The sequence below is a fragment of the Candidatus Caldatribacterium sp. genome (assembly GCA_014359405.1).
Classification (GTDB): domain Bacteria; phylum Atribacterota; class Atribacteria; order Atribacterales; family Caldatribacteriaceae; genus Caldatribacterium; species Caldatribacterium oleiphilum.
Genome location: JACIZN010000029.1, coordinates 5,167 through 17,061, shown reverse-complemented (window position 1 = coordinate 17,061; position 11,895 = coordinate 5,167). Strand labels below are relative to the sequence as shown.

Here is an 11,895-nt window from a genome sequence, read left to right as displayed (position 1 = left end):
TAATCCAAATTCCCCTCGTCATAGCAAAGAACCTGATGCCCCCGCTTCCAGAGTTCTTCCACGATTGGCTTAAGCGTCGGCCAGTAAATCTTTTGAAAGTGCTCCGGTGTGATGAAAGGAACGCACCCCCGGTGCATCCAGAAAGCAATCGGCACGTTCTTCTCGGGATCCGCACCATCCAAGGCAATTCGGAAAAGATGCGGCATGAGCGCTTCACAAGCGGCAAGAACCTTCTCCGGCCGTGCGTAGAGGTCACTCACAAGACCATAGTAGCCCCGGAGCTTATCGGCGATGATGTCAAGGGGTGCCTTGAGCATGCCACTGATTGCTGCTACTGTCCCGCAGCGAGTTCGAAGTTCTCGAACGAGATTCCCCAAGGCATTGAAGTACTCCATCATGGCCATGCCCCCCTTAAGGAGGGCAAGGTTGTGCTCTTTGGTGACGCTTTCCCCGGGAGCCTTGACAAAACCCGAAACCCGGGGAAGCCAGACGTTGAGAAGGTAATCGGTGGGATCTGCGATGAGAAGGTTGTACTCATCGGGTTTCATAAAGGCGTGCTCTTCGGGGGGCTCTTTGTACTGAAAGGCCACGTTTTCTGGAAGGTCAAGCCCTGGGATTCCATAGTACTTCAGCCCTATGGCCTGGACAAGACCAGTCCACACGTAAATCATGTTCGGAACAACGGCGTCCCAGTCAAAGTCTTCAGCACAGCGAAGGCAAGCCTCAAAGGCAACCCGATAGTCATGGGTTGCTTCTTGAATGCTCACCCCTGCGTACTTGGCCACGAATTCCGCAACAAAAGGACGAATGGGAATCATGTCGGGTTTCCCGTTCCGAAGAGCGGTAACATACCGCTTGAGACGGGCCTGGTACTTTTCTTCCGGAGTCACCCCATCTCCCTCCTCGAATGGTCTCAAAGGTAGTATACCAGAAAAGGGCGGAGAGGGACTCTAACCGAAACCACTCCTGGTACAATAGAAAAAATGCTCGAGAAAGGATGGAAAGAGAGTGGACGCAGTACAGAGCGTTGTTCTTGGACTCATTCAGGGCTTCACAGAGTTCTTCCCCATTTCTTCCTCGGCACACCTTCTCCTCTTTCGGGTGCTCTTCCCCTTAGGAGAAGCAAGCCTCTCTCTTGATGTTCTGCTCCACGCAGGTACCTGGGTTGCCGTGCTCTTGGCCTTTTCTCCCGTTCTTAGTCGAGTTCTCAGGAACCCTGCGATTCTCGGAAAGGTCCTCATTGCTACCATCCCAGCAGGGATTTTCGGATACCTCTTCGAGGAAAAAGTGGAAGAGGTCTTTCGAGGAAACCTCGTTGTCGTGAGCATAGTTCTCATCCTGGTGGGTTTTATCTTTCTCTTCGCGAGAGAAAGACAAAGCAAAACTCTTGAGACGATGACCGTTTGGGATGCCCTCCTTGTGGGAATGCTCCAGGTCCTTGCCCTTATTCCTGGAGTATCCCGCTCTGGGATTACCATCCTTGGAGGAATCGGGGTGGGCCTTAAACGGACCGAAGCGGTATTCTTCTCGTTCCTCCTTTCCCTCACAACCATCGGGGGAGCGGTGGTCCTCGTCCTTGGAAGGCACGGTCAGGAAATTTCTCTCCTTCAGGGTGCTCTCTTTGGCTTTTTAGCCGCCTTGGGAAGCGGGATTTTCTCCTGCGTGGTGCTTTTGAAACTCGTGCGGGAGAAGGGACTTGCCCCTTTTGGGTACTACCGAATTGCCGTAGGGGCTTTCTTTCTCGCCTTTCTCCTCCTGGAGGGAATCAGAAGATAATCTCTTCAAGAAGTGCCCGGACTCTCTCTCGAAGGAGCTGACTCAGGCGTTCGAAAAGGTACTCAGAGTACGATGCAAAAGGTGCCCACACCCGAATCCGACCATCCTCAAAGGAGATGCGAATATCCTCCGGAAACTCTCCTTCTCTCACCACTGCTTCCTCAAGGAACATGTTGAGAGCGTGAAGAGGAACAAGACAGAGCTGGTACGGTCGCTCAAGTTCATACTCCCAGTAGATGTACATCCTCTCTTCGTGGCGGTAGGGTACTGGCTCGAAGATGAGGCGGAGCATCTCTATACCACCCCCGCGATAAAGTACCCACCGAAGAAAATGAGCACAGCACCACACACCCCCACAAGGGATCGGAAAAAGCGATCCGTGAACATTTTCTTTCCCCGATCAAGGGTAAAGGAAACCGCACTGTACCAGACAAAATCAGCAAGAATGTGCCCAAGGAAGAAGACTCCAATGCCCAAAAGCCGGAAGCGACTCGCTCCAAGGAGCATGGCAAGTCCAACGGTCGCCCACCACATGACCCAGTAGGGATTGGAGATACTCGCTATTGCCCCCTGAAGAATCATGTTCTTTTGAAATGCGGAAGGTCTTGCACCTCCAAAAGAGATGTTCCGCAAAGCCCTGAGCATGTCCACACCAAGGTACAAAAGGACAGCACCGCCTACAACCCCAATGAGTTTCTGAGCAAAGGGGATGGCAAGAATCCTCCCAAAACCTAAAACCAAAGCTACCACCATGCCAAGCTCAAGGAAAGCATGTCCTGTAACCGTCAGGGGACCAGCGCGAAAGCCAATCCGCGGTGTCCCCGAAAGAACAAGGGCAAGAAGGGGTCCCGGCATGAGAGCCCCAGAGAAACCAACAATAAAAGCACTACCGAAAATGGACAAAATCTGTAACCCTTCCATAAGTCTCTACGAGCAGCAAGGTCCGCATTGAGTACAGCTCTCTTGAAGCATTTCAGCCACTGCACGAAGTGCCGCTTCTATGATGAGTTCAGCAGGTACCGTCTCGTACTCTTTCCCTTCAATCTCCAGAGTTCGGCAATTCTCTGGGTCACAGACATCGCAGCACGGGCTCTGACCCACCTTCGCTTTGATCCACTCCTCAAGAGGACGACCATTGATCCAGAGGGCGTTTGAAGAAAGTGGCTCATTACGAAAGACATCGGGGGAAAGTTCCTTTTTCTCAAGAACGACTTCAATACCCAAAGGAGCAAGAACCTTTTGGAGAAAAGAACATGCACTCTCAAGTTCTCTTTCTGTCTCTGCGCAACGAGGACAGGTAGCACCATCAACAAGAAGCCTCTGCCAGGAGAGAACAAGAGCTTGCATTGCGTCTCCTCCCAAATAAAAACTGGTGGAGGCGGTGGGAGTCGAACCCACGTCCAGAACCCGAAAGATTGAAGAGCCTACGAGCGTAGCCTCAGTTTTGCCTCTGTGTACAGTCCCTCCCTGAGGCCGGATGAACCGTACACGCCCTCAGTTCAATCTCGTTTCCGGTACCTGAGGACTCCCGGAAACCAGCCCGCTTTCTGACACCTTCTGGGCATAGCAGGCGGTCCGCCCAGAGGTGTGCTGCGTGCTACTTACGCAGCGAGTGCCAGCTGAGCGTTGGCGTTTGTTTGTGTTCCACCTTTTTTACGAGCCCCGGTGGAGACCTCGGCTCGCCTCTTCAACCCCTCTTGGCCCTGTCGAGACCCTTACGCCCCCACGTTCATCCTCTGTACTTCATTAAACGCTCGAGGGTCCTTTTTTCTTCCCGTTCCATGAGTTCTCTGCGCCGGTCGTACAATTTCTTGGGCTTGACGAGGGCAATCTCTACCTTTGCCTTACCTCTGTCGTTAAAATACACCCGTAGCGGAACAATTGTCAAGCCTTTTTGCTCCACAAGAGACCCAAGACGGAGAATCTCTCGCTTTTTCAGGAGGAGCTTTCGGGGCCTTTTCGGATCGTGGTTGAAGACGTTACCGTAGTGGTAAGGAGTGATGTGCATATTGTGGAGCCACATTTCTCCGTTCTTCACGTGGCAAAAACTCTGATCAAGGCTTACGGCATGGTTCCGCAGAGACTTGACCTCGGTTCCCTTGAGCTCAATCCCTGCCTCGTATCTTTCGAGAATATCATAGAGATGTCGAGCCTTTCGGTTCTCCGCAATGACCTTCATACCTCTATGAGTATACCACACAAAAAGGGCTTTACGGTACAATGTAAGTGGGGTGGTCACCGTGGAACGGAAGAGAACACCAGAACTCGACGAAGTCCGACAGTGGATAGACAGTTACGTAAAACGTACGGCAAACATTAAAGATGAGAAAGGGAAAGGCGTTGAACTCCTGAAGCTCCGGGACGCCATTGAAGAATGGCTGAGGTTCTACGAGTCCCAGGGAGCGTCTGTAGAACCCGAATGGATTCGAGTACGGAACTTCGACGCCCTCCTTGAGAAAAATGCCCTCCTTTTCCTAAAAGTTGTGGGAAGGAAAACCCTTGAAGAGGAACGGAAAAAGATTGCCCCTCCAGAGGACCGTTTCTGGTGGTGGCTCGATAGAATCATCGAGAAGGAGAGGAAAAAGCGTCTCAAAAAAGTAGCAACAACTCTTGGCATTGCGGCTCTTGTCCTCGTGGCCCTGTACTTCTTTGTCTTTCGTCTCCCTCCCGCAGAGGAAAAGTACCTTGCCGCTCTCACCGCTGCGGAACAAGCCTTGCAGGACCAAGATTGGGAGAAGGTTCTTGCCTCTTCACAAGAGGCCATTGAAACCTTCCCGGAACGACCCACCCCATACATTGTCGCTGCTATTGCGGCGGAGAAGCTCCAAAGGGAAAAAGAGGCTCGAAGATTCCGTGAGCAAGCCCGTGCCCTCTACGCCAAGGAGGAAGACTTTCTCCTTGAAGAAGCAGGATGGTACTTCCGAGGTGGAATCCTCGACAAGGCAAAAACCCGCATTGCCCAGGTGCTCGCAAAAGATCCGGAAAATCTCTCTGCCCTGAACCTCCTTGGCTCCATTTACGAGGCGGAGGACAACGTCATTGAGGCTCTCAAAGTGTACCAGCTTGTGCTTGAGATTGCCGAGAAAAAGAACGAGGTTACCCTCATTCCTGTAGCCAAGATGAAGATCGGCATGCTCCAGCTCAGACTTCCCCTGAGCCTTCCTCTCCCCTCTCCTGGCGGTGAGTAGTCCGGGTGGCAATGAGGTCTATTCCCGTGCCCAAAAGGTTCCGAGCGAGTACTTCACCTCGCCTAACCGGTGCTTCCACCTCGAAGGAACGAAGGAATTCCATGAGGTCGAAAATGCGTTCCTTGGGAAAGGGGCGAGAAGTTCGCACCGGAAGGCGGGGGATTTCTCCCTTCCGTATGCGGACTGTGGTGGCGAGGATACGGCAGGGATGGGTAAGCTCCTGCTCAGCGTATGACTTTCCCCGGGCACACCCTCCCCGAAAAGAGAACTTACCATCTCTTTCCTCCACCCCAATCCGACACCCTAAGGGACAAACGATGCAGAGTACCTCAGAGGGAGTCAACGTGCCGTTCTCCTTCAAGGATAACCTGCACCTCTTTTCTCTCTTCCGGCCAGGGAATGTGAGAAATTTCAAGATGAATCATCTCTCCAGGCCGGCATATGGGGATTCTCAGAGTGTAAAACTCTTTCCCGTCCTGCACGAAAGAAAGCTTTGCTCCCTTAAGGCTCTCCTTTGGTCGAACGTAGAGAGACCCTTCCTTTCCTTCTCGTATCCTTTGGGGAACAAGGGTGGCAACACCCTTCCCAGGAGTCAGGGTTAAGCAGGGTTGCGTTTCCTTCCTTCCCTCCTTTACTCTCCGTCCGATTCTTTCAGCGCTTTTTGTCACATGGTCCACAAGATCAAAGACGGCTACCACATTCCCACAGGCGAAAAAGCCCGGGACATCACAGGCAAAGTCCTCGTCAACAAAGGGGCCTCCACTCGAAGGACAGAGGGGAATGCCAGCTCTCTTGAGAAGTTCGCTCTCAGGAATGAGCCCGACAGATAAAAGGAGCGTATCGCAAGGAATGTGACGTACCGGACCCTTTGGTTTTCCGTTCTCATCCACCTCTCCCACCAGGACTCCTTCCACCCGCTCTTTCCCAAGAATCTCCAGAACGGTGTGAGAGAGGAGGAGAGGAATGCGAAAGTCCTGAAGGCACTGAACGTAGTTGCGGAGGAGACCGCTGAGGGTTGGGCGAATTTCGACTACGGCTTCAACCCTCACTCCTTCAAGGGTAAGGCGACGAGCCATAATAAGGCCGATATCTCCGGAACCAAGAATCACTGCTTGTCTTCCCGGAAGGTATCCTTCGACGTTCACAAGGTACTGGGCGCATCCGGCAGTGAAAATCCCTGCAGGTCTTGTCCCTGGAAGACGAATCATCCCCCGGGTTCGCTCTCGGCACCCCATAGCAAAAACCACCGCCTGAGGACGGAACACAAAAACCCCATGGCGGTTCACCGCTTTCACGGTCCGGTCCCTCTCGACTCCAAGGACCGTGGTGTTCGTAAAAACCTCAACACCTGTTCGCGCCAGCGCCTCTATGTAACGCTCGGCGTACTCCGGACCGGTGAGTTCTTCCCCAAACACGTGGAGTCCGAATCCAGGGTGGATGCACTGATTGAGAATCCCTCCAAGATGAGGATTCCGTTCAAGAAGGAAAACCTTCCGCATGCCTTGTTCCCAGGCCGAAAGGGCCACCGCCATTCCTGCGGGACCACCACCGATGACGACCATTTCCGCTTCAACGAATTTCGGCATAGGAGGCCACCTCATTCCTTGAGAGGACGTAGAAAGAACCGGGACCGGATTTCCGAATCCTCGAGAGGGGGAAACCGAACTCCCTCTCAAGAATCCCTGGAAGGTGCATGCCACAGAACCCTCCCTGGCACCTCCCCGCGAAAACTCGAATTCTCCGTTTGAGCCCGTCAAGAGTCCGAGCAGGGGGGTTCGACCGCAGAGCTCTCTTCACCTCTGCAAGCGTGACCTCTTCACACCGGCAGACAATCTTCCCCCAGTCTGGATCTTCCGCTATCAGACGTTCCCGTTCCTCAAGGGAGCACTCTCGAAAAACCGGCGGGGGAATCCTGACTCGGAAGCCCTCCCTTTCCCTGAGAGGAAGTCCCCGTTTTGCAAGGAGCTCTCCCACGTACTCGGCGATACCAAAGCAAGCGGTAAGTCCCGGAGACTCGATTCCTGCAAGGTGGAGAACAGAAGGAAGACGAGGAGAAAAAGTGATGAGGAAGTCTCTCTGCGGGAGCGCCGGGCGAATTCCAGAGAAGGTGGTGATGACCTTATCAAGGGGTACATCTGGAACGAGCTTTTTTGCCCCTCTCTCCACTTCCTGGAGCCCCTCAAGAGTTGTTGCAGTATCCTCAAAAGGCACCGCTTCAAAATTCGGTCCAAGGAGAATATTTCCCTCGGGGGTTGGAGAAACGAGGATTCCCTTGCTCTCTTCCGTAGGCACAGGGTAGAGCACGTGACGCACAAACCCCTGACACTCCCGGTCGAGAACGAAGTACTGCCCCCGGAAAAAGGAGAGGGAAGGCACAGAATCCCCAATTCTCTGTGCAAGATACGATGCCCCAGCACCCGTACAGTTGACGAAAAACTTTGCCGCATACGTCTCCCCAGAAGCACACCGGATCCGGAGGTACCTTCCCGTCGCTTCGACTGAGGTGACTTCCCTGTCAAAATCCATGGTGACCCCGTTGAGGGCTGCACCCTCAGCAAGAGCAATCGTCAAGGAGAAAGGAGAAACTACCATAGTTGCAGGATCAAAGTACCCTGCATACATCCTGGGGTTGAGGTTGGGCTCAAGCTCAAGAACCTCCTTGGGCGAAAGAATGGCCGCCCCTTCAACCTTTCCACGATTCTTAAGAATCCTGAGGTGCTCCACCTCCTCCCTGGAGAACGCAATGGTGAGCGCACCACAACGCAGCGGTGAGAGACCAAGCTCCTGGAACGCCTGTTTGAAGAGAGAAAGGGACCGAAGGTGCATCTCGCCTTTGAGAGTTCCCGGGGTGAAATAGCTTCGAGAATGGAGGATACCAGTGTTGGCTTTGCTCACCCCACAGCACACATCCTCGCGTTTTTCAAGGAGAAGGATATCCAAGGAGAAATGGGCAAGGTACCAGGCAATCGCGCAGCCCACCACTCCTCCGCCAGCGATGGCTACATCGTATACCCTCATGAACGCCTTTCCTCCCGATTCATCCTCCAGAGTTCCTTTGCACTGGTGGACACCGCCAGAGCTCCGCTTTTTAGAATCTCAAGGACTTCCCTTCTCTTCCGGATAAACCCCCCACAGATCACCGGGGGAAATTCACTGAAGGGAATATACCCACGAATCTTCGGAAAGATGATTCCTGGAAGCACTTCCACCGCATCAGGCTTCACCTCTTGCACCACCTTAAGCCCGGTCCGCAGGGACTCGCTATCGATGCAGAAAAGCCGGAAAATGGTGGCAAAACCCATACGCTGCGCGAGAGCAAGGGTTCTTGCTCGCGTGGATATAATCCCCTGGACCTTTGGGAAAAGCTCCCGCAAGAGGAGAAAGCCCGACTCGTCAGGAGCAATGCCCCCGAAAAGGTCCACATGGAGAAAGAGAGAGGTGTCCCCGTCGACAAGCTCAAGAATCCTCCTTATCCCAAAGATATCCCCCTCGAGGAGAAAGTACACCGAGCAAAGGCGCAAATCCTCCTGGGTCAAATCCTTAACGTTTGTGCTCCGAAGCGACCCAATGACCGGATAGCCACGGAGTACTGCCACAATATCCCCCATTTTCCCTCCAAAAAAGAAAGCCTTCCGACTTCCTCGGAAGGCTTTCTGTCTCTCCAAGCCACCCTAAGTATACCACACCTTCACCGTTTCTCCACAAGGTGCACGAGAAAAACTCCAAGAACAACAAGGAGGTATATCCAAATGAAACCCCGAGCAAAAAGCGATTCTGGGAACCTTGTCACCACAAAAAGATACACAAAGGGCACAGCAATAACAAGAAGTGCCATGGCAACAATCATCCGCATTATGGGCTCTCCCGAAGAGGCACTAAGATTTTTTTGCGTTTTGCGAAACGGAGAACAGAAGCAAACCCTGCCTCGCGGAGAAGAGCCTCCGCCCGGTCAAAGTCCCTTCCCACATCTTCCGGTCGGTGAGCATCAGAGCCAACACAAACCGAAAACCCGAGCTTCCGTGCCCTCTCGAGAATGGCACGTGAAGGGTACGCCTCTCCCACAGGCCTTCGCCAACCAGCGGTATTGAGCTCGAGAGCAACCCCGCGCTCTGCACAAGCTAAAAGAACTTCCTCAAGTTCCCCGATTTCCCGGGTGGGACGGAAACCAAACTTCTTAGGGAGATCAAAGTGGGCCACCGCGTCGAAAAGACCCGTTTCCACCCCTTCTTTGAGCACCCGGTAGTAGGTGGCAAAGAGATCGTTGATGTCCCACTCGCTGTAGCGAGCAATGTACTTAGGGTGATCGAAGGGCCAGTCGTTCAGGTAATGAACAGAAAGGAGAAGGTAGTCCCAGGGATAGAAAGAAACGATTGCCTCGAGTTCCTTCTCGTGACCCGGGACAAAGTCAACTTCAAGCCCAAGACGAATTTCAAGCGAACCCCGGTACTTTTCCCGGAGAGCTTCCACCTCTTCCACGTAGAGCTCGAGTTCTTCTTCTGGAATTGCCGATTCCCTCCGACGCATATCCTTGGGGAGGAAATACTGAGGGGAGTGACCCGAAAAACCAACCTCTTTGAGTCCTCGCTCAAGGGCTTTCTCAATGTACTCCTCGTATGCTCCTGAAGCATCACCACAGCGAGGCGTGTGCATATGGTAGTCGCAGCAGAGCAAAAGTACCACCTCCGAGGAAATTATCCCCCTTCTCTTTACATGGAACAAGGGGCAACGTACAATGCCAAAAAGGGGTTGATGAGGATGCACAGAATCGTGGCTCGGCGGTTCAAAGTCATTGCCTGCCGGTCAATGTACCGGGAGGTATCGCTTCTCGTTTCCCAGGCAGAGAGCGCCTGTGACGTGGTCTTCCTCCCGCTTGGTCTCCACAATAATCCCGAAAGGCTTCGGGAAGCCTTGCAGCGGGAAATCGAGGCGACCCAACCCCAGAGATTTGCATACGAAAAGGGAAACTTAGAAACGGGGTACGATTACGATGCCATTCTCCTTGTGTACGGGCTGTGCAGTCGGGGGACTGAAGGCATCACCTCCCCAAGATACCCCATCGTGATTCCCCGGGTTCACGATTGCATTGCGCTCCTTCTTGGCTCGCACGCAAGGTACGAAGAACTCACCCAAAAGTACCGGGGCATCTACTGGTACTCCCCCGGATGGATTGAGCACTCCCTTGAGCCAGGCAAAGAACGGTACGATTTTGTGTACGAAACGTATCGGGAAAAGTACGGCGAGGATAACGCCCGTTACCTCATGCAGCTTGAGGAAAACTGGCAGCGGGAGTACCATTACGCTTTCTACGTCCGGTGGGGCCTGCCTGTAGATGCAAAGTACGCGACCTTCACGAAGGAATGCGCCGAATTTCTGGGATGGGAGTACAAGGTCGTCGAGGGGGACAAAACACTCCTTGCAGATCTCCTTGAGGGACGATGGGATGCGGAGCGGTTCCTTATTCTCTTGCCCGGGGAGACCTTAGAGGCAAGCGGTGACGAGTGCATCCTTCGTCGGTCAGTCCTCACAAAGTGATTCGAATTCTTTGAGCATGCGATAGGGCTTTGTGATGATGCGCAAGGGAATGGTGCTGAAGAACTCTACAAGGTCCCGCTGGTACTCTTCGGTAAGGCGCTGGGGTTTCGTAAGAATCCTCTCAACGAGTTGCTCTCCGTAAAGAGCAATGAGCTTAGCTTTGTCAAGACCAACTTCGAGGCCACATTCCTGACACGTGATGGATTTCACAATCCCTCCCTGGTAGAGAACCCGGTGCATTGTCTCCCGCTGGCAGGCAAGGCACAAAAAGGAGGTCACAATTTCCTCTTCCATTCTACGTGTCCCCCCGCTCCACCCGGATGGCGTACACATCCCTCACCACCTCGAGCTTTCGAATACGTTCAAGGGACTCCTGAAGCTTTGCCTCCTCCACCTCATGAGTGAGGAAATAGATGTTCGTCAGCTTCCCTGGAGTGCTCACCGGTTGCTTCACTGCCGAAAGGCTCACCCCTGCTTCTCCAAACTGTGTAGCGATTTTCCCAAGCACCCCGGGAACATCAAGGGCAAGAATTCGCACACAGTACTGGGTAACGAGTTCCTCAATGGGCTGCACAGGAAGCTCTCCAAGACACGTACATCCTACGCGTCCTCGACAGTTGTACTTGAGATTGCGGATGGCTTCAATAATATCGCCCACAAGGGCACTCCCGGTGGCCTCCCCTCCCGCTCCCGGACCTCGGAAAGTCAAAGCCCGTGTCTTCGACTTCACGTATATAGCATTTTCCACTCCGAAAACGCTGGCCAAGGGGTGCTCCAAGGGCAAAAGAACCGGATGCACCCGGAGTTCCACCCGACCGTTGCGCTTTTTCGAAATAGCAAGAAGCTTCACCACAAAACCAAGTTCCCTGGCAAACTCAAGGTCCTCAGGAATAATGCGGGTGATTCCCTCTCGGAACACGTCATCCACGTTGACTTTGGTGTGGAAACACAAGGAGGCAAGAATAGCAAGTTTATAAGCGGCGTCGAACCCTTCAACATCCATTGTGGGAATAGGCTCAGCGTATCCACGCCGCTGGGCCTCCAGAAGAGCTTCCTCATAAGAGGTCCCGCGCAGGGACATCTCCGAAAGGATGAAATTCGTCGTTCCGTTCACTATGCCAATGACCTCTTCGATATCGTCCCCCACAAGCTGTTCCTTAAGGGCGTGAATAATGGGGATACCACCGCCAACTGCCCCCTCAAAGAAGAGGTCACTTCCGCTTTCTCTTGCGATTTCAAGGAGCTCGCCTCCACGCTTCGCAATGAGCTCCTTGTTGGGAGTGACAACGCTTTTCCCTCGAGAGAGGGCACAGGACACGATCTCGAAAGCCGGAGAAACTCCCCCTATGGCCTCAACAACAATCTGGATTTCCGGGTCATCGAGAACGAGTGCTGGATC

General features: G+C 53.3%; 15 protein-coding genes, 1 other RNA gene and 2 pseudogenes (2 of these 18 cut by a window edge). 3 read left to right on the top strand and 15 right to left on the bottom strand.

Annotated elements, in window-relative coordinates:
* A partial coding sequence (locus tag H5U36_03610; GenBank protein MBC7217255.1) for a hypothetical protein occupies positions 1–890 on the bottom strand: 890 nt, incomplete at its 3' end.
* 118 nt (positions 891–1,008) lie between these two features.
* On the opposite strand from H5U36_03610, the gene H5U36_03605 reads away from it, so the two are divergent.
* A complete protein-coding gene (locus tag H5U36_03605) occupies positions 1,009–1,776 on the top strand; it encodes an undecaprenyl-diphosphate phosphatase (protein MBC7217254.1) in 768 nt (255 codons plus the stop codon).
* On the opposite strand, the gene H5U36_03600 is transcribed toward H5U36_03605, so the two are convergent.
* The 5 genes from H5U36_03600 to smpB all read right to left on the bottom strand — a co-directional run bounded on the left by H5U36_03600 (position 1,766) and on the right by smpB (position 3,955).
* The gene (locus H5U36_03600; protein ID MBC7217253.1) at positions 1,766–2,068 is read right to left on the bottom strand and encodes a hypothetical protein; all 303 of its coding nucleotides are present in this window, start codon (positions 2,066–2,068) and stop codon (positions 1,766–1,768) included. The two genes, H5U36_03605 and H5U36_03600, sit on opposite strands and share 11 nt — an antisense overlap.
* Before the next feature lie 2 nt (positions 2,069–2,070).
* A complete protein-coding gene (locus H5U36_03595) occupies positions 2,071–2,697 on the bottom strand; it encodes a LysE family transporter (GenBank protein MBC7217252.1) in 627 nt (208 codons plus the stop codon).
* A 6-nt stretch (positions 2,698–2,703) separates the two neighbouring features.
* The gene (locus H5U36_03590) at positions 2,704–3,123 is read right to left on the bottom strand and encodes a DUF2703 domain-containing protein (GenBank protein MBC7217251.1); all 420 of its coding nucleotides are present in this window, start codon (positions 3,121–3,123) and stop codon (positions 2,704–2,706) included.
* 23 nt (positions 3,124–3,146) lie between these two features.
* Positions 3,147–3,501: a transfer-messenger RNA gene (gene ssrA, locus H5U36_03585) on the bottom strand.
* A gap of 4 nt (positions 3,502–3,505) precedes the next feature.
* Complete coding sequence (smpB, locus tag H5U36_03580) at positions 3,506–3,955, bottom strand: SsrA-binding protein SmpB (GenBank protein MBC7217250.1); 450 nt, start codon at positions 3,953–3,955, stop codon at positions 3,506–3,508.
* Between the two features lie 61 nt (positions 3,956–4,016).
* On the opposite strand from smpB, the gene H5U36_03575 reads away from it, so the two are divergent.
* Positions 4,017–4,964, top strand: coding sequence for a hypothetical protein (locus tag H5U36_03575; GenBank protein MBC7217249.1), 948 nt, complete (start codon positions 4,017–4,019; stop codon positions 4,962–4,964).
* On the opposite strand, the gene H5U36_03570 is transcribed toward H5U36_03575, so the two are convergent.
* The 6 genes from H5U36_03570 to H5U36_03545 form a co-directional block, all read right to left on the bottom strand.
* Entirely contained in the window at positions 4,918–5,325 is a 408-nt protein-coding gene (locus H5U36_03570; protein MBC7217248.1) for a DUF1667 domain-containing protein, read from the bottom strand. The two genes, H5U36_03575 and H5U36_03570, sit on opposite strands and share 47 nt — an antisense overlap.
* Positions 5,294–6,550, bottom strand: a complete 1,257-nt coding sequence (locus H5U36_03565) for an FAD-dependent oxidoreductase (GenBank protein MBC7217247.1) — start codon at positions 6,548–6,550, stop codon at positions 5,294–5,296. The genes H5U36_03570 and H5U36_03565 overlap by 32 nt, the downstream gene beginning before the upstream one ends.
* Positions 6,534–7,982 (bottom strand): NAD(P)/FAD-dependent oxidoreductase, encoded by a 1,449-nt coding sequence (locus tag H5U36_03560; GenBank protein MBC7217246.1) that lies wholly within the window; start codon positions 7,980–7,982, stop codon positions 6,534–6,536. Before H5U36_03560 ends, H5U36_03565 begins: the two co-directional genes overlap by 17 nt.
* On the bottom strand, positions 7,979–8,572 hold the full coding sequence (locus H5U36_03555) for a glycerol-3-phosphate responsive antiterminator (protein MBC7217245.1): 594 nt from the start codon (positions 8,570–8,572) through the stop codon (positions 7,979–7,981). The genes H5U36_03560 and H5U36_03555 overlap by 4 nt, the downstream gene beginning before the upstream one ends.
* Positions 8,573–8,652: 80 nt before the next feature.
* Positions 8,653–8,817, bottom strand: a complete 165-nt coding sequence (locus tag H5U36_03550; protein ID MBC7217244.1) for a hypothetical protein — start codon at positions 8,815–8,817, stop codon at positions 8,653–8,655.
* The gene (locus H5U36_03545; GenBank protein MBC7217243.1) at positions 8,817–9,614 is read right to left on the bottom strand and encodes a histidinol-phosphatase HisJ family protein; all 798 of its coding nucleotides are present in this window, start codon (positions 9,612–9,614) and stop codon (positions 8,817–8,819) included. Before H5U36_03545 ends, H5U36_03550 begins: the two co-directional genes overlap by 1 nt.
* A 105-nt stretch (positions 9,615–9,719) precedes the next feature.
* Here H5U36_03545 and H5U36_03540 point away from each other — a divergent pair, with 105 nt between their 5' ends.
* On the top strand, positions 9,720–10,496 hold the full coding sequence (locus tag H5U36_03540; GenBank protein MBC7217242.1) for a DUF1638 domain-containing protein: 777 nt from the start codon (positions 9,720–9,722) through the stop codon (positions 10,494–10,496).
* Here the strand turns inward: H5U36_03540 and H5U36_03535 are convergent.
* The gene (locus H5U36_03535; protein MBC7217241.1) at positions 10,479–10,790 is read right to left on the bottom strand and encodes a bh protein; all 312 of its coding nucleotides are present in this window, start codon (positions 10,788–10,790) and stop codon (positions 10,479–10,481) included. The genes H5U36_03540 and H5U36_03535 overlap by 18 nt on opposite strands.
* A 1-nt stretch (position 10,791) precedes the next feature.
* Positions 10,792–11,895 (bottom strand): annotated as a pseudogene (locus H5U36_03530) (homoserine dehydrogenase) (it continues 81 nt past the right edge of the window).
* A pseudogene (locus H5U36_03525) lies at positions 11,873–11,895 on the bottom strand (hypothetical protein); it runs 202 nt beyond the window's last position. The pseudogenes H5U36_03530 and H5U36_03525 overlap by 104 nt, the downstream one beginning before the upstream one ends.

Bases quoted from the DNA above. Each gene is read 5' to 3' on its own strand.
- H5U36_03600 (MBC7217253.1), bottom strand. From the start codon at position 2,068: ATGCTCCGCCTCATCTTCGAGCCAGTACCCTACCGCCACGAAGAGAGG.
- smpB (MBC7217250.1), bottom strand. From the start codon at position 3,955: ATGAAGGTCATTGCGGAGAACCGAAAGGCTCGACATCTCTATGATATT.
- H5U36_03595 (MBC7217252.1), bottom strand. From the start codon at position 2,697: ATGGAAGGGTTACAGATTTTGTCCATTTTCGGTAGTGCTTTTATTGTT.
- H5U36_03535 (MBC7217241.1), bottom strand. From the start codon at position 10,790: ATGGAAGAGGAAATTGTGACCTCCTTTTTGTGCCTTGCCTGCCAGCGG.
- H5U36_03550 (MBC7217244.1), bottom strand. From the start codon at position 8,817: ATGCGGATGATTGTTGCCATGGCACTTCTTGTTATTGCTGTGCCCTTT.
- H5U36_03555 (MBC7217245.1), bottom strand. From the start codon at position 8,572: ATGGGGGATATTGTGGCAGTACTCCGTGGCTATCCGGTCATTGGGTCG.
- H5U36_03590 (MBC7217251.1), bottom strand. From the start codon at position 3,123: ATGCAAGCTCTTGTTCTCTCCTGGCAGAGGCTTCTTGTTGATGGTGCT.
- H5U36_03540 (MBC7217242.1), top strand. From the start codon at position 9,720: ATGCACAGAATCGTGGCTCGGCGGTTCAAAGTCATTGCCTGCCGGTCA.
- H5U36_03565 (MBC7217247.1), bottom strand. From the start codon at position 6,550: ATGCCGAAATTCGTTGAAGCGGAAATGGTCGTCATCGGTGGTGGTCCC.
- H5U36_03560 (MBC7217246.1), bottom strand. From the start codon at position 7,982: ATGAGGGTATACGATGTAGCCATCGCTGGCGGAGGAGTGGTGGGCTGC.
- H5U36_03545 (MBC7217243.1), bottom strand. From the start codon at position 9,614: ATGCACACGCCTCGCTGTGGTGATGCTTCAGGAGCATACGAGGAGTAC.